The 17,971-nt window shown below is 40.0% G+C and carries 12 protein-coding genes; 2 read left to right on the top strand and 10 right to left on the bottom strand.

The window, feature by feature from the left end; translation table 11 throughout:
• Positions 1–21: 21 nt before the first annotated feature.
• Positions 22–4,113, bottom strand: a complete 4,092-nt coding sequence (locus GNP81_RS13360; protein WP_155673763.1) for a zinc-dependent metalloprotease — start codon at positions 4,111–4,113, stop codon at positions 22–24.
• A gap of 32 nt (positions 4,114–4,145) precedes the next feature.
• Positions 4,146–5,006, bottom strand: a complete 861-nt coding sequence (locus tag GNP81_RS13355) for a hypothetical protein (RefSeq protein WP_196587353.1) — start codon at positions 5,004–5,006, stop codon at positions 4,146–4,148.
• A 247-nt stretch (positions 5,007–5,253) separates the two neighbouring features.
• Between GNP81_RS13355 and GNP81_RS13350 the strand changes: the two genes are divergently transcribed.
• Together GNP81_RS13350 and GNP81_RS13345 are read left to right on the top strand one after the other, a co-directional pair.
• Positions 5,254–6,036, top strand: coding sequence for a helix-turn-helix transcriptional regulator (locus tag GNP81_RS13350; RefSeq protein ID WP_065641523.1), 783 nt, complete (start codon positions 5,254–5,256; stop codon positions 6,034–6,036).
• Between the two features lie 220 nt (positions 6,037–6,256).
• Positions 6,257–7,192: a Kdo(2)-lipid IV(A) acyltransferase gene (locus GNP81_RS13345; protein WP_155673761.1), complete on the top strand. Its 936-nt coding sequence runs from the start codon at positions 6,257–6,259 to the stop codon at positions 7,190–7,192.
• Between the two features lie 103 nt (positions 7,193–7,295).
• On the opposite strand, the gene tkt is transcribed toward GNP81_RS13345, so the two are convergent.
• The 8 genes from tkt to GNP81_RS13300 form a co-directional block, all read right to left on the bottom strand.
• Complete coding sequence (tkt, locus tag GNP81_RS13340; protein ID WP_155673760.1) at positions 7,296–9,302, bottom strand: transketolase; 2,007 nt, start codon at positions 9,300–9,302, stop codon at positions 7,296–7,298.
• Between the two features lie 149 nt (positions 9,303–9,451).
• The gene (tal, locus tag GNP81_RS13335) at positions 9,452–10,402 is read right to left on the bottom strand and encodes a transaldolase (RefSeq protein WP_155672968.1); all 951 of its coding nucleotides are present in this window, start codon (positions 10,400–10,402) and stop codon (positions 9,452–9,454) included.
• A gap of 362 nt (positions 10,403–10,764) precedes the next feature.
• Positions 10,765–12,426, bottom strand: coding sequence for a BatD family protein (locus GNP81_RS13325; RefSeq protein ID WP_196587351.1), 1,662 nt, complete (start codon positions 12,424–12,426; stop codon positions 10,765–10,767).
• Between the two features lie 5 nt (positions 12,427–12,431).
• Positions 12,432–14,333, bottom strand: a complete 1,902-nt coding sequence (locus GNP81_RS13320; RefSeq protein WP_155673758.1) for a vWA domain-containing protein — start codon at positions 14,331–14,333, stop codon at positions 12,432–12,434.
• On the bottom strand, positions 14,326–15,291 hold the full coding sequence (locus GNP81_RS13315) for a vWA domain-containing protein (RefSeq protein ID WP_155673757.1): 966 nt from the start codon (positions 15,289–15,291) through the stop codon (positions 14,326–14,328). Before GNP81_RS13315 ends, GNP81_RS13320 begins: the two co-directional genes overlap by 8 nt.
• Positions 15,284–15,817 (bottom strand): DUF4381 domain-containing protein, encoded by a 534-nt coding sequence (locus tag GNP81_RS13310; RefSeq protein WP_155673756.1) that lies wholly within the window; start codon positions 15,815–15,817, stop codon positions 15,284–15,286. Before GNP81_RS13310 ends, GNP81_RS13315 begins: the two co-directional genes overlap by 8 nt.
• A complete protein-coding gene (locus GNP81_RS13305; RefSeq protein WP_336495491.1) occupies positions 15,817–16,776 on the bottom strand; it encodes a DUF58 domain-containing protein in 960 nt (319 codons plus the stop codon). Before GNP81_RS13305 ends, GNP81_RS13310 begins: the two co-directional genes overlap by 1 nt.
• Before the next feature lie 48 nt (positions 16,777–16,824).
• Positions 16,825–17,781, bottom strand: coding sequence for an AAA family ATPase (locus tag GNP81_RS13300; protein WP_054775819.1), 957 nt, complete (start codon positions 17,779–17,781; stop codon positions 16,825–16,827).
• Between the last annotated feature and the right edge of the window lie 190 nt (positions 17,782–17,971).

The raw sequence follows: 17,971 nt of genomic DNA, 5'->3' as shown, positions 1-17,971 counted from the left end.
CTGGCTTTTTTATTGGGGAGGTTAATAAATTTTATGTACTGGGAGTCTACGAAGTGCTTCGTAATGTTCGCCAACCATGTTTGTATAATCACCCGATTGATAGGCTTTAATCATTTCTAATGTGAGCGTCCAAGCAAACTGATTGGTCGATTCTGCTCCAGTAAAGCCGTCGTATAGGGCATAGCTTGCCGTAAGAAGTGTTGGATCAAGTCCAGCATTTACGTATGCCATTGTATAATCAATGATAGAAATTACATTGCTTATACTGTGCTCTTTACCTGTATTCGATGTAACGGTACCGGTCTCTGGGTTATAAGTAACATCAGGTTGTGATAGAACCCCGTTAATAACTGCGTTAAAGATCTGGTTGTTCATACCATTGCTTAAATCAATCTCACCAGAGGCAATTTGTGCTTTATATGAATTAATGATCAATTCAATAAATGGTGCATCAAGGGCAAGAATTGGCGTATGGAACGATGATTTAAACCCTGCTACTGGTTGCCATGCATTAAGAATATTCGTTAATGTTTCAGCTGATGTATTGTCTAGTGCAATTTTTGCTGTGTAACCTTCACTTGTAAACAGTTTTGAAGCAACACGATTCGCTAGTGTATTGTCCTTAGTGATGGTGTAATTAATGCCTCCAATTGAAACCGTTAATCCATCACCGCCAAGCAAACCATATTGATCAAGCTGTTTTGTTAAGCTGTTACGTTGCTGTAGGGCTGTTTCTGCAAATTTATAATCAGAAGTCAGCATTTGTCGAGTACCCATATACACAATCATGCTCGACATATCGGTTCTACCAGTGCGAGTTAAACCATAGAATGATTCGATACCGCGTGGCATTGGTGGTAGTGCTTCTACCAGTTGTGAAACGTGTAAGTTAACATCGATGGTTGGTTCATAAGGTGCACCAGCTCTATCAACAAACTCAACGGCATTGGCTAGTGGTTCTTTTGCAACAATGTGCGCCATAATGGCATCGTACTCGGCTTTAACCCCAGGTAAGTCGAGTAAAGAAGCAAACGCAGTTTCATCTGTGTAACGGAAAGAGAAACGACGAGCCAATTGGTAACTTGCTAATCCTTTATCTGGCCACATACCTAATACAGAAACTGCATTTGAATACGGGTTTGATGGGTCAAACGAACCTACCGAGTTTAAGAACTTAGAGTTAATTGATTTGGCATGAATTTCAGTTGCTCCATATAAAGATTCAAGAATTGGAGTAGCAACCTCATCGAAACAATCTGCACGAGTAATATCGTATTCACTTGGAATAGTATAACTTTGTGCTGTTAATGCCTCACCAAGAGAAATACTGCGCATAGTTCCCGAACGGTCAGTGATAATACATTGCGTTTCTGGTGTACGTAATACATCTAAGAAAAATTCAGAAGCTTTTTTCGCACCAAAGGCATAATCACATAACCACGAATTACCAGCTCTTTCATCTCTATCTTCTGAATAAACACAGGTACTCGGATTGGCTGCAACCATTTGTAAAAATTCGGTCGGCTTATTTGCAGGTGATGCGTCACCATAATCGTGAAATAGTTGGTCGACACGCTCATTGTCTTCAATCATGTCACGTATTGTGTTCATTTCACGGAAGCGACGAATAATATAAGATGGGTAATTAGAATTATAAAGCCCATCATTATATAGCCCAGCATTTCGTGAGTCGTAGCTGTCTAAGTATTGCTGCCATTTGTAAGTGGCAATTTCTTGTAGGTTTGTCCCTTCATCAAAACGGTTACAATCGCTATTGCCAGAAACATTACCATCGGTACAGAAAGCATAAGACTTACGAGTGAAACCGAGTATGTCATCTAGGTAGTAAACTACACCATGTTCAGCAAGTGGATTGCCATTTAGTGCTGCAGTATCTAAACGAGAGAAATCACAGGTGTAGTTTGATTGTCCTGTTGCTTGGCCTTGTTCATCAAGTACTTGTGATTGTTCTGTACAAACCATAAGAGATTCATTTTCAGCGGTTGCACCGTATTGACTGTAGAAAGAGTTAGCATATGCAGCTTCACCACCTTCAGACGCCCGTTGTTCAGCGCTCATCGGTGATGCTTCAACAAGATCAAGTTTACGAGCGTATGCAAATTTAAATGCAGCTAAGTCATATAGACCCCAAGTTGGGATTTCATCAAGCATACTTGGTGCGTAATCCATTGTTGAGCTGTACGCTGGAACGTTGCTTAAGCCAAGTAGTTTAGATTGTGTTTTTGATAAGTAGTTATCAATGTCATTTGAGCCTTTAAAGTTATGACGTAAACCTACATTATGACCAATTTCATGAACTAAAGTGTTCGCATAGGTTGTTACGGTGATGGCATCTGCTGCAACCGTCTGAAGATGGTCTGGCAGTAAAGCCCATGGTTTTAGCGTTTTAGTAACAATACCGGTTTCTGGATCCGTAATATTCGTAAAGTAACCTTCGTCAACAAGAGGTAAGTTATCAATAACGGCTTTACTTGAAGACGACACCCATGACGCTTCAATAGGGTAGGCGTTGTTTTCACTCCAAAATGCAAGACGCTCCTCTTCTGCTCGAACAATATCTTCAAGATCCATGTCATCATTGACAGGTTTCAATATCGTTGGACCTTGCGCCAATTTTTGTTTTAAGCTTTGTTGGGCTAAAAACTCAATTGCTGTTTCTTCATTAATTGAAATGGAAGTTGTATTATGAGCATGTTGATTGTGATTGGCGTAAAGCGATTCAGAGACGGCTCTATTAGTTTGAAGTTCTGATCTTGATTGTGCAGATGCTGACTCTTCCGCAACTAAGCCATTCATCTCAAGTTGTCCACGGTTATACAGTCGCGCCATATTATCCCAATAAAATGGAACACCACGGCGTGCAACGCCAGAATATTGGTTTACGTGTGCTTTAATGATCTCACCAGTTCTCGGGTGCGCAATAGATGGGCCATAACCAAGTAACCCGTTATCAAGCGGTTCATCGACGAGATTAATGACGTTATAGCGAAGATCACCCGGATGAATTCCCATTCCTTCTGACTTATTAACAATCTCAATCATAGGTTTGTTTGAGTTTGGTTCAAGTAAACGAAGAGTTTCGTTCATTTTATTAACGGTCTTGATCGTCGAGTCTAAGAAAAGCTTATTTTTCTCTTCAAAAAAGTTATCTGATAAGTAATATTTGATTGATCCTTGAGCTGGATTAAAACGGTTCAAATAAGTGACAGCATCGTATTTGTTAGTGATTGGATCTCTTACTTTTGTTGTTGTGGTAAAGAAACCAATGTCATTCTCATCATTCACCGGATATAAGACAGGTTGATAATTTTCTGATGCTATGTGACTTTCATGTACAAGGGAGTAATAGAAGCGGGACTTAAATGAGCCTTTAGCCAACTCTTCTTCCATTGCTGACCAATCCATATAACGCGATAATTTAGAAAAATTAATCTTAAATGTTTGTTCAAGTTCAAAGTTTAATACGCCTTTATTAGGGTCAAACTCCCAAGAGATCACTTCTGGTGATCCTTGTGGTGTTAATCCATCTTTAGTGCCATAGAGTTCGTCCCAGTTTAAATCACTCACTAATGTTGATTCAGGGCTTGGCGTAAAGTGGGTATTGTTTCTAAAAGTGGTGTTGCCAAGGTTTGGATCTGAATCTTTTTCTTCGACGTTAGTACAATCTCCGTAGTTATCTTCGCGACATTGGTATTTCGCATAACTACCAGGGATGGTCATAACATGAGGAAAGTTAACTTGGTCATCAGAGCCGATATTGCTTTCATCTTGCGGTAAACAGAAGCCGTTTTTATCTTTTGGTAATAAAAGATCAGGGTTATTATTGTCATAGCCACGAACTTCTAAGCCTTCATCTGAAAAGCAAAGCTCAACATAACGTCCCATACCTTGTAAAAATGGAAATTGAGTTACAGCAAAGCGAGGTGCAGCTCCGGTAGTTGGAGCATAAAACCAGCGGCCTTCAACACGCAAATCTTGTACTTTAACTTCAGTAAGGTCTTTATCAAGAGTGTCATATTCTTGTTCTTCTGGCGCACAACCAGTGAGTGCAACGGTTACCGCTGCAGCTAATGTAAGCTTTTTATATGTCATATTGTTCACATCCTGTTTTTATTATTTTATCCCTAAAATGAATAAGTCATGCCAAGCGAGTAGGTTGCTTTTGCTTCATCAAAAAGATCAAAGCTGCCTAATGTTCCTTGTGCTGCATCTGTATATACACCGGAAGAAGCCAGTGTTAATGAAATAGAAAGGTCCTCTAAAAGGTTATAACCGGCGCTGACGTTACCACCATAGCTGTAACCATCTGCCCAGCGACCGTTATAGTTGATAGAGGTTCCTCCTAATGCCGATACTGAGAAGAAAGCATCGCCATAGTTATAATTTGCTCCTAATAATAAAGATAATCCCCACGATATATTTACGTTGCCTGATGGTGAGGTAGTGTACTGGTGAAAGTTTTTACGAACGCGAGGTGCAATAAGGAAACCAACGTCCGCTAACTTGAAAGTAAATGGGGTCTGTATACGAAAAGCGGTATTAAGAAAACTATCTTGAGACGCTTGTGATGTTGGGATTGAAAATTGACCACTGATAGACATACGTCCAGTATCGCCAAAAGTGAGCAGTGATGAGCGAGATAGACCAACAACAGTATCTGTAGAATAGAATCCTTCAGCATTTTGTAATGTACGATAGCCGCCTGTATTGGAATAAAGAGAGTAGTGCTCCCAGAATGCCAAATAAAGTGAACCATGAAATGAAATTGCACGGCTTGAGCGGTAATCAGAAGCCGAATAAAGATTACTGTCATAACCAAGGCTTAATGATCCGCCCCATTTTAAATTTGAGTCTTGTTCTAGCTCTGTGGGTTCAGCAGGTATTTCTTCTTTGTTTGCATCTTCAGCAAAAGCATTGTGAACTAGTGCTGAAGTACAAAAAATGAAGCTCGATAGTGCTGACTGTTTTAATAGTTTTGTCCGCATATATGACTTCCATGTCGATAAAGTGCTCATCATGAGCGATAACTGACGTTGTGATTATTATTTGTCATTAAATTGACGTTGTTACATATTTGTAACCTTTGCGCGAAAGTGGTGCAATGATTACAGTTTTATAACTAAGAGGGTTTTAATTTATGAGTTGCTTCACTTCAAAAAATGAAACCGAGCTAGTAATTTAGAATGATATAAAGTAAATTGAAAAATAATAAATAACATCAAGGAAGTGGTTATGGGATTTTGTGCTAGTTTATTATTAAATGCATTACGAGTTAAATTAAAAGAAAATGATCTTACTTATAATGAATTGTCATTAAAAGTAAATGTACCTATTTCGACATTAAAAAGACATTTTCATAGTAATTCAATTGGTATTGATAAATTAATGGAATACGCTACCGTATTAAATACCAATCTAGAAGAGCTTTCGCAAATTGCACGTGATATTCACAATAAAGAAGAGGGAACGAGAACCGAAGTTCTTGATGAAATCTTTTATAATCACCCTTATCTCTATGATTTTTTCTATGAAATTCACGTTAAAGGTAGAGATGTAAAAGAGGTGGCTAATGAGAATCACCTGAATGAGCAGAGTGTTTATATCTATTTGAGAGCATTGGAGATTATGGGTTTGGTTGAGCTAAAAAGTGATGGTTCACCATGTTTTCTTACTCCTCCATATTATACTTTTTTTGAAGGTTCTAAATTAGATACTCTGTTTACAGAGAAGTTGAGGCTTGAAGTATTATCACAAGCAAAAAGACCAGAAGTAGGAATGTCTCGAGTTTGTTTAACCCAAGAACAAATTGATCAGGTTTCAGAAATGGTTTATGAGAAAATACAACATTTTCATTTTCAAAATAAAGAGTCAAAAGAAAGTGAAGATATCAGAAAGAATATATTGCTAAATGTAACTGAAGGTAATTATATACATTTATCTGATGGCTTGATTAATATTGAATCAGGTTTGTTAAAAGAACTTTATGAAACAATTAATAGTGATGAAGTATTATAATTAATACTGTATTTTTCAAGTTATTCGACACGGTTCTAATTTATCTAATGAAATAATGATTCAAAACGTAACTATTTATAATAAATAAGCCTCAATCAAAATAATTGATATTTTTGAAAATAATTTAATCAAACTTGATTGAGCTTATTAAACTTTTCAACTAAAATTTCACTTTAATTATATTTCTGAGACAGGTGTCTTAGTTTTGATGGGTGAAAAAATGAAAACAGTTCCAAGTCCTAAATTTACATGGGCGCTGTTGTCTCCAAAGTACTGGCTTGTATGGCTATCTTTTTCTTTTCTTGCTGTATTGGTTAATGTACTTCCGTTCGTGCTCCTTAAAAGAATAGGGAATGGAATCGGATGTTTGTCTAAACTTTGCTTAAAAAAGCGTGCGAACGTAGCTCGAAAAAATCTAGCATTATGTTTTCCTCATTATTCACAAACAGAAATTGAACTATTAGTGAATGAAAATTTTAAAAATACCGGGTTAGCTTTAATTGAAACGGGTATGGCTTGGTTTTGGCCAGATTGGCGAGTGAAGCGTCATATATCCATTGTTGGCCAAGAAAAAATATTAGAAAAAGAGCAAGAAGGTAAAGGTGTATTGGTGCTGTGTTGTCATTTTTTAAATCTTGAAATGACCGCTCGAATCTTTAGTCTTTTTGCTCCTGGTTATGGCGTGTATCGTGCTAATAGCAATCCTGTTTATGAATTTATTCAACATCGTGGACGAACACGTAAAGGTCATAAGATGATTGACCGCCATGATGTTAAAAGTATGATTAAGGTGCTTAAGTCTGGAAATCGTTTGTGGTATTTACCTGATCATGACTATGGCCGTCGTAACTCAGTATTTGTTCCATTTTTTGCTGTTAAAGAAGCGGCAACAACTACAGGTTCTAGTTTCTTAATTGATATGACAAAGTGCGCTGTTATGTCGGGTACTAGTATACGTTCTGACAACCACTATACTCTAGAAATAGGGGATGACATTAGTGATGATATTCCACGCCGTGATGCTGTAACGGCTGCAAATGTATTGAATAGAGAGATCGAACGTTTAATTGAGAAAGAACCATCACAATGGATGTGGCTACATAAACGCTTCAAAACGTTACCAGAAGATTCAGAAGAGATGAATCGATACGCATAAAAGTTGTATTTAATTCAAAACTATTTACTAATATAAAAAAAGCCTCGCTGAATTAGCGAGGCTTTTGTCTATTAAGATGTTCTGTTTATAAAAGCGTCTATTATTAAGCTAACAATTCTTTTGCTGTGTTTACTACGTTTTCAGTAGTGAAACCAAACATTTTGAATAGCTCATCAGCAGGCGCTGACTCACCAAATGTTGTCATTCCGATGATCTTGCCACCGAAACCAACATACTTGTACCAGAAGTCAGCAATGCCAGCTTCAATTGCGATACGTTTAGTTACCGCTGATGGAAGTACTGTTTCACGGTATGCTTCGTCTTGCTTATCAAAGGCATCTGTTGATGGCATTGAAACAACACGTACTGCTTTACCTTCTGCTGTCAGTTGTGCTGCTGCTTCAACTGCTAGCTCAACTTCTGAACCTGTTGCAATAAGGATAAGTTCAGGTTGGCCTTCACAATCTTTAAGAATGTAAGCACCTTTAGCGATGTTCGCTAATTGCTCTACATCACGCTCTTGTTGTGCAAGGTTTTGACGAGAGAAGATAAGTGCAGATGGACCATCTTTACGCTCGATAGCCAGTTTCCATGCTACAGCAGATTCAACTTGGTCACATGGACGCCATGTGCTCATGTTAGGAGTTAGACGTAGAGACGCGATTTGCTCAACTGGCTGGTGAGTTGGACCATCTTCGCCAAGACCGATAGAGTCGTGCGTGTAAACTTGGATGTTTTGCACTTTCATTAGTGCAGCCATACGCATTGCGTTACGAGCGTATTCCATGAACATTAGGAAGGTTGCGCCGTATGGTACGAAACCACCGTGCAGAGCAATACCGTTCATGATTGCTGTCATACCAAATTCACGCACACCGTAGTGAATGTAGTTACCAGAGAAGTCAGTAGCTTCAAGCGACTTAGAACCAGACCACATCGTTAGGTTAGATGGTGCAAGGTCAGCAGAGCCGCCCATGAATTCAGGTAACATAGCACCAAACGCTTCTAGTGCATTTTGAGATGCTTTACGTGATGCGATGTTTGCAGGGTTAGCTTGAAGATCAGCAATGATTGCCGATGCTTTCTCTTCCCACTCTTTTGGTAAATCACCGTTTACGCGGCGAGTAAATTCGGCTGCAAGTTCTGGGTATGCTGCTTCATAAGCTGCAAATTTCTCGTTCCACGACGCTTCCTTAGCCGCGCCTGTTTCTTTCGCGTCCCACTCTGCGTAAACTTCTTGCGGAATTTCAAATGCGCCGTGCTCCCAACCTAATTGTGCTTTTGCTGCTTTAATTTCGTCAGCGCCTAGTGGAGCACCGTGACAATCGTGCGTACCTTGTTTGTTTGGAGAACCAAAACCGATGATAGTTTTCGTACAAATAAGAGTAGGGCGAGGATCTGCTTTTGCTGCTTCAATTGCGGCATTAATAGCGTTTGAATCGTGACCGTCAACCGCTGGAATTACATGCCAACCGTATGCTTCAAAGCGTTTAGGTGTGTCATCAGAGAACCAACCTTCAACTTCACCATCAATAGAGATACCGTTGTCATCCCAGAATGCGATTAATTTGCCTAGACCTAATGTACCAGCAAGTGAACACGCTTCGTGAGAGATGCCTTCCATCAAACAGCCATCACCCATGAATGTATAAGTGAAGTGGTCAACGATATCGTGGCCTTCTTTGTTGAATTGTGCCGCTAATGCTTTTTCAGCCATCGCCATACCAACAGCATTGGTAATACCTTGACCTAGAGGACCTGTCGTTGTTTCAACACCTGGCGCATAGCCATACTCTGGGTGACCTGGAGTTTTAGAGTGAAGTTGACGGAAGTTTTTAAGGTCATCAATTGATAACTCGTAACCTGAAAGGTGAAGCAGAGAGTAAATTAGCATAGAGCCGTGGCCGTTTGAAAGGATGAAACGGTCGCGATCAGCCCACTCCGGGTTTGCTGGGTTGTGATTTAAGTGAGAACGCCAAAGAACTTCAGCGATGTCAGCCATGCCCATAGGAGCGCCAGGGTGACCAGAGTTTGCTTGTTGTACGCCGTCCATGCTTAGGGCACGGATTGCATTAGCTAAATACTTATTTGTTAGAGAAGGTCGGTTCATAATGTTTAACTCGAATATTAAAAAGGAAAAGAGAAGGGTTCAGATCGCTTCGCTTAAAGGGTTCAGAGGTGCTTGTGGTGACTTCTAAACTAACCGCAGACTCCCCTGAATTCTGCAAGGGAGCTTGCGACCGATCTGAAACCTAAAATTTATAGCTTAGCAGCAATCATCGCTTCTAACTTACCTTGGTCAACCGCAAAGTTACGGATACCTTCAGCCAGTTTCTCAACAGCCATTGCGTCTTGGTTATGTTCCCATAGGAACTCTGCGTGAGTCATTGCAGCAGGACGCGCTTTGTTGCCGTTTGTATCAACCAGTTTTTCAACCACTTCGCCAGTTGCTTCTTCAAGTTCTTGAAGTAGGTTAGGGCTAATTGTTAGGCGATCACAACCTGCTAATTCAAGGATCTCGCCAATGTTACGGAAACTTGCGCCCATCACAACTGTGTTGTAACCGTGCTCTTTGTAGTAGTTGTAAATACCAGCAACAGAGATAACGCCTGGATCTTCACTTGGCTCAAAGTCACGACCTTCTTTTGCTTTGTACCAGTCCATAATACGGCCAACAAAAGGAGAAATAAGGTAAACACCTGCTTCAGCACATGCGCGAGCTTGAGCAAAAGAGAACAGCAGAGTTAGGTTACAGTTGATGCCTTCTTTTTCTAGGATCTCTGCAGCACGGATGCCTTCCCATGTAGAAGCCAGTTTGATAAGGATACGGTCATTAGTGATGCCAGCATCGTTGTACATTTTGATCAGTTGACGTGCTTTTGCCACACTGCCTTCAGTATCGTAAGAAAGGCGAGCATCTACTTCTGTTGAGATACGTCCAGGAACGACTTTAAGAATTTCCTTACCGATGTTAACTGCAAGCATGTCGCAAGTATCTTGAACTTGCTGTGCTTTGTCATTGCTTTGCGCTTTAGCGTATTCAATAGACGCATCGATTAGTGGTGCGTATTCAGCAATTTCTGCCGCTTTTAGAATTAGAGAAGGGTTCGTTGTTGCATCTTCAGGCGTGTATTTTGCGATTGCTTCAATGTCACCCGTGTCAGCTACTACTGTTGTTAGTTTACGAAGTTGTTCTAGTTTAGTTGTCATACTACTTACCCTTACTTGTCATATGCGATTTAGCACATTCTTTTAAAGTCCGTCTCGCTTCCATCTGTGCTTAATTGAGCAAATGCGATGGTAGTGAACATTTGATAAGGTGATAATTGAGCTTTCCGTCGAATAAGTCAATGGTAAATCGAACATTGTGTGAAGATACATCCATTTTTATCTGAATATTTGAGCGTGATCGTTTGCGCAAACCATTAGTGAAAAATTAAAAAAGTTAATTAAAAATACGAAGAAAGTACTTATCTGGATGAGATTAAAAAAGAGCGGAAGTGCTGAGGTGTGGTGAGACATAAAAAAGGCTGACACATAGCCAGCCATAAATTCATTTATGCAGTTAAAGTCTATAATGCTTCAAGTTCAGTTGGGCTTGATTTTGATTTTTTACTCACCTTTAATTGTTGAGTTATCTCTTTAATAAGCCTTTCTTTATCAGGGTTTTCTGAATTGTTTGAGTATTTAGCATGGCTTAATTTTTCAATGAGCACTTTGACTTTATCTGTATCGATTCCTTTTGCTTTCCAGTCATCAGCATGGTCTTGCATGATCTGGTGTGCAAGTATGGTATTGTCTGATTTAAGTGCCGTAATTAATACAGAAATATCACTGTTTGATATAGCATGATTGGATGTAACCGTTAATGTTTCTTTGCTCACACTGTTTCGCGCTTTATACCAAGCAATAAGTGTTAATAGCCATAAAATAGCAAAACCTAGGGTGGTATAAGGCCAAATACCGTGATCAACTTCTCGTTTTATTACGGTTTTCGGTTGCTCATTTGTTTGTTGCTCGATCATTTGTTCGCTTTTTTGACTGTTTGGTGTCACGGTTAGCGCTAATGAATCTAATTTTGCGACTTCTGCCTTGTGCGTTTTACTGTTCCACCATTGAATCGATACCGCTGGTAATTCAACTTGGCCCGATGTATGTGGAATGATCACTTGTTTAATGGTCATAACACTATTCCCTTGGCTGTCTTTACCAATGGTCGGCTTTTCGTCGTACATACGAACTGATTTTGGATAGTTGATATCAATAGATGGCAACCTTTCTGGTGGTACATCAGCCATCATTAGGGTGATTTGGCGAGTAATGGCTGTGCCAGCTTCAACCTCTGTGTTGGTTAGGACTTTGCCATCAACGAGCCATTGCTGACCTAATTTCAAATCACTGGTTGGTAACCATGTTCCTTTGTAATCAGATGGTTTAGTTAATACATTAATTGAGTATTGTTTTGGGTTTATGTTTAATGGAATTAACTTGGTGCTACGACCGTAACGATCGGTTTGTATTAATCCACCCGTAAAAGCCAAGCCATCAAAGGTTAATTTACCTGCTTTGTTTGCGCTTAGACTAAATACCTGTTCAACCACCGTTGCTTGTAAACCATCAATAACCGTTTGATATTGTTTACTTTCACCAATAGGAGAAAATTCAACCCCATTTCCTTGAGGAGTAATGATATTTGGATCTTTTAAACGACGAATATCAGCAAAGATGGCTATTTTGGCATTAAATTGTGCCGTTTCACCTTCGTACAATTCGTTTTTACTTAACTCACCGCTGACTTTGATAATATCGCTGCTTTTTGGTGCCGTTGCGTCTTTATTTACGCGAATATTGATTGGGTTTGTTTGTTCACCTGCAACCTCCATACTTGGAATGGTTAATATTCCCATTTTGGTTGGTGCAATCGATACAGTCCATTGGCTTTGAACGCTGTAATCGCCATTAACTAATGAACGAGAGCTCCCAAAGCTGACTTGGCCTGAACGAAAATCCGGTCCGAGCTGGCTAATATCAAACTTACTTTGGTCTGCGCTTTTATCTACTGATACCATCAGTTGGATAACTTCGTTTTCGGTTATGTTGTTTTTGCTAACGGTTGCAATCGCTTGGGCGTTGGCGTACGAAATCCCGCTGATAGTCAGGGTAAGCAGTAATAGTATTTTCTTCATCAGTGATGTTTTCATTATTGAAGATTGGTAGTTTAAGTGTCTTTTCATCGGTATTACCATTCGTTCTCAGAAGCTTGTGGTGGCTCTTGTTGTTGAGCTTGTAAATAGAGTAGTGCACGAAGCAGTTCATCTTCTTTAGCACCAGATTGCTCTAGTTTTTGTAAACGTGGATCAGTTGTTTTTGCATCGCTATCAACTTGACCTTGTTGAGACTGCATTTGAGCTTGTTTCTTCTCTTTGTCAGCGTTGCTTTGCTCTTTTTGCTTATCGCTTGCTTGTGCTGATTTTTCTTTCTGTTCTTGTTTCTTTTTATCTTGAGCTTGCTGTTTTTGCTCTTGAGAAGATGCATCGGATTTTTCTTGTTTATCTGATTTTGACTCATTCTCAGATTGAGATTTATCCTTCTGCTGATTCTGCTGATTCTGCTGATTCTGCTGATTCTGCTGATTCTGCTGATTCTGCTGTGAATCTTGAGATTGTGAGTCTTTAGAATCTGAAGATTGATCAGAGCCGTCCTTGTTATCCTGGCTTTGTTTTTTGTCGCCATTCGAATCTTTCTTTAAGGATGTATCACCATCTTTGTCTTTTTTATAACTATCATCTTTCTGCTTTTGTTCTTGCTGTTTTTCTAAAGCTTTTTTTACTAAATTCAGATTATCTTCAGCATCCTTCATGTCGGGATGGGCTTGCAATAAAGATTCATATTGAGCTTTAGCGTCTTCAAGTTGTCCATTTTGCGCTAATGCATTCGCAAGATTATATTGCGATTGAACATCACTAAGGCCAGTTAAGCTTTCAATAGCGCCTTTATAATCTCCCGCTTTATATTGAGCAGCTCCTTTCCATTGTTTGGATTGGAATTGCTCACTGGCCGCTTGATATTCTTTTTGTTCATATTGCTGGTGAGCATTGTAATCGTTTGATAATAACGTATTCGCCATGGACTTATCTACAGGCAACAATACAAGCAATAAAGCTAAAATCATTCCTTTTCGAAAAGCAAATAATGAAAGTAATACAATAGGGAAGAGTAACCAGTATCCGTGGTTTGCACGACTGTTCACTTGTGTATCACTGTTTTTTGTTACTTGCTCTAAAGGTGTTTTGGTTAACCGAACGATAGCATCAATGTCGCTGTTATCCGATTGGATAAGCTGTGCTACACCATTCGTTTTCGTCGCTATTTGCTGTAATGGTTGTGGATCGAGTTTTGCGACGACCGTTTTACCCGTCTTGTCTGTTAATAATTGTCCATTAGGCAGCTCGATAGGTGCGCCATTAGTGGTACCGACACCCAATAAACTAATACGCCATTTAGTGCCATCAACTAATGCGGTCACTTTTTCAAGTTGTGATGAAGAAATACCGTCGGTTAAGACAACGATATCGCCTTGTTGATGGCCAGATTTTTTCATCATCTCAATACTTTGATTGATCGCTGCCGATAAATTACTTCCTTTCCCTTTATAAGGCATAATTTCAGGGGATAGGTTAGTAATGAGATTATCTAACGTTTTGCTGTCACCTGTTAACGGACTTACTAAATAACTGCTGTTGGCATAAGCTACTAACCCTGTCATGCCTTCTTTCCAGTAAGGAAGAAGATCTTTGGCTTTGTATTTTGCTTGGATTAAACGGTTAGGTTTAAGATCCGTCGCATATAAAGAGCGAGACATATCCATGACAAGAATTCGAGCGCCAGAAAGCTGAAAACTCGGTGTTTCTTTATAGCCAAAACTTGGTCCAGCAAGTGCTGTTGTCACACAAAACCAAATAACGCTGAGTCCGTATAAAAAGCCATGGCCGTTCTTTTTTTGAACCATGCCAAGTTGTTTTGCTATGTGTGGGGCGATTAAGCCACCGTGATGTTGGTTTTTTCGTTGAATAACAACCAAAGCCACTAATGGTATGAGGGCTAAAAACCACATTGGATAGAGAAAAGTAAAATTAGCCATGGCGTTTTCTTACTCCAACAATAATGAAAAGAACAAACAAATAGCCCATTAGTGGGTAACGGAACCACTCTTCATGGGGACGCCAAGTTTGTGTTGCTTGAGTCACAGGCTCTAATGCATCAATGGTTTGATAAATTTCTGCAAGTTCATCGGCGTTACGAGCACGGAAATATTGTCCGCCAGTCATTGTTGCAATCTTGGTTAAGGTATCTTCATCCAGATCACGAGCGGTATTTACCGTTTGTTTTCCAAAGAATCCACGTACTTGCATTTCACCAGCGCCAATACCAACGGTGTAAATCTTGGCATGATTATCTTTTGCCAGTTGTGCCGCTTCTAATGGCTCTAGTACACCTGCCGTATTAGCACCATCACTTAATAAAATAATGGTTCTTTGTGGTGCATTACTTTCAATAAAGGTTTTGGTTGCCACCCCTAAACCTTCACCAATTGCGGTACGTTGGCCTACAAGATTTAGCACGGTACGATCTAATTGTTCACGTACTGTGTTTCTATCAAAGGTGAGAGGCGTTTGAAGATAAGCGTGATCACCAAATAGCACCAAGCCAAGGCGATCGCCTTTACGTTGGTCAATAAAATCGGACACTACTTGTTTAACGGCGGTTAAGCGGTCAACAAAATCACCATTACTGGTTTTCATGTCTTCTTCTGCCATAGAGCCGGATAAATCCACCACCAACATCATGTCTCGGTGTTCAGGCTGAATATCCACAGGCTCGCCATACCAGACAGGACGTGCAAGTGCCACTATCAATAAAAGCCAAGCCAATGATAATAAGCCAATATTAATGCGTTTATTTGGTTGTTTGTATTCACCTTGATCGGGCAAACGAGGCAAATGAATCGCTTCGCCAGCTTCTTTTTCTGGCATTAAGAAATAGATCACCAATGGGATTGGCAATAAAAACCATGCCCACCACCACATAAATTCAATCATGTTTTGCTCCTTGCACTGCTTTTTTTTGTTTTGCAGGCAATGCATGAATCAACCAGTAACGCACATCATCATAAAAGCGTTTTTGATTGGTTTCAGATAAAGGCACTTTGCCGTATAAGGCTTTCTCTAGCATTTCTGAGCGAGTAGCAAAGTGAACATTGGCTTGTTTTTTTGTCGGAAGCTTTTGTTCAATAAAATTCCACCAAGCGAGTCCATGCAGTGCTGCAATTTGCTGACGAGAGAAATGACTCAATGCCGCTTGTTTTAATAGCTTTGCTACATCACGAGTTTGTTCCGGCTTTAATTTCGCTAATTCCGATAAAGCGACCCGTTGAAGGCGTCGTTTTTTTCTGTAAGCCATAAAAGCCCAAACAAGAAGAGCAATACAAGCAATAATAAGAAAAATTAATCCGTAACCTTGCCATGACAGCGAAAAGCTCGGTGCTTCTGGTAAATGTAAATCCGCTAAAGGCAATGGGGCGGACGGTGATGCAGCATTTGGTGCTGCTGTTGAAGATAAAGACATTAGTTACTTCCTTTATCCTGTGCAGTGGTTAATTGATTTAATAAAGGAAAACCTGACGATAGGGTATGTAAATGAATGCCCAATTGCATTGCCATGTTTTGTATATACGCTTTATGTAGATTCGCCTGTTGTTGTAAGGCATTTTTAGTGGAAAGAGAGGAGAAGTCTAACCATGCCGAACGTTTGTTATCAGACACATGCTCTACGCCATTAAAACGGGTCACCCCTTGCTCTAATGGATCGTTTATCATCACAAACTGAATGCGATTGTGTTTACTTAATTGACTGAATATCGCTTTACAATCGTCCGTAAGTGCGTAGAAATCACTGATGATGACGATTTCACTGCCTTTTGGACACAAACGTTGTAACTGCTGCAACCCTTTAACAAAAGAATCCGTTTGTTGCGTTGTTGTTTGCTCTGTATTTGATGACGTGGTGTTATGACGCTCAATGATCTTTTGAAGAAATTGTAAGACCACTTTCTGACGAGAAGAGGGCTTACAATCGAGTGTCGATTTACCATCAAAGATGATCCCACCAACGCGATCTTTTTCAGCTAAGGTTATCCAACTCAGTAAACTGGCAAAATGCGCCGCTTGAACGGATTTGAATAGAAGCTGTGAACCAAAACGCATGGTGTCACTGACATCCACAAAAAGCATGGTTGGTTGTTCTCGCTCTTCACTGTAGAGCTTGGTATGTGGTTTTCCTGTACGTGCAGTGACACGCCAATCAATAGAGCGAATGTCATCCCCCGGTTGATACTGGCGTACTTCAGAAAAATCCATGCCACGGCCTTTTTGACGGCTTTGATGACTGCCATTCATTTTTGACCATACAGATTGTGCTGGCGGTAACCACTGTAATGAGTGGTTCTTGTAGTGAACCAACTCATTAAGTGACAAGGTAACGCCATTGCTGTGTGGTGGCAGTGTTAGTGTATTTGTTTTCTTCACAATATCTGCTTATGTCGAATTAACGTTTAGCAATGTGTCTTGATTGAATTAAGACGCCGCTACCATTTGTAATAAACGCTCAATGACTTTATTTGCCGTTGTGCCTTCTGCTTGCGCTTGGAAGCTTAATAGCAGTCGGTGACGTAATACAGGATAAGCCATCGCTTGAACATCTTCAGGGCTTACGTAATCACGACCTGCTAACCATGCGTGTGCACGAGCACAACGATCTAACGCTAATGTCGCTCGTGGACTAACACCCATCTCAAGTTGGTTTGCTAACTCTTGGCAGTATTGTGCAGGCTTACGTGTCGCCATTGTAATACGAATAATGTACTGCTCGATTTCAGGTGCCATGTAAATGGATAACACTTCCTTACGAGCACTGAAAATCTCACTTTGCGCTAATGGTTGTGGTCTTTGTGCTTGCTCACCCAAGGCTTCACCACGATTTAAACGCAGAATGGCTAGTTCGTCTTGTGCGCCAGGGTAATCCACATCCAAATGCATTAAGAAACGGTCAAGCTGCGCTTCTGGTAGTGGGTAAGTCCCTTCTTGTTCAATCGGGTTTTGCGTTGCCATGACTAAGAATAGCTCAGGCAGTTGATAGGTATTTCGACCTGCTGTAATTTGTTTTTCAGCCATGGCTTCTAGCATCGCCGCTTGGACTTTGGCTGGCGCACGGTTAATCTCATCAGCCAATACTAATGAGTTGAAAATAGGACCCGGTTGGAACGTAAATTCACCGGTCTCTTGACGGTAAATATCGGTACCGGTTAAGTCTGATGGCAATAAGTCAGGAGTGAATTGAATACGGTGGAAATCTCCCTCAATAGAGTCTGCCAAAATTTTAACTGCACGCGTTTTTGCAAGACCCGGAGGACCTTCAACTAAAATATGACCATCTGCAAGTAGGGCAATTAATAACTGCTTTACTAAATCTGGTTGACCAATGACTTGAGATTCAAGGTAAGTTTGTAATTGTTGAATTTTTAACGCTGGCATAGTTCACCCAATGTCTGGATTGTTTAGTAATTATTGTCTGTGACTCAATAAAGCCACATTAGTTCCTAATAAGATTGGGTTTAGTTCGAAATTATTCAACTATTTAATTAATGAATGTTTTTATAATTATTTATTAAAGTTATGAAATGTACGGTCGTTATATGAAGGGTCTATTTTAGCTGTGGAAAAA

Source organism: Aliivibrio fischeri, from assembly GCF_009727955.1.
Lineage (GTDB): Bacteria > Pseudomonadota > Gammaproteobacteria > Enterobacterales > Vibrionaceae > Aliivibrio > Aliivibrio fischeri_A.
The sequence above is the reverse complement of the archived record's forward strand: the minus strand, read 5'-3'. Positions and strand labels throughout refer to the sequence as shown.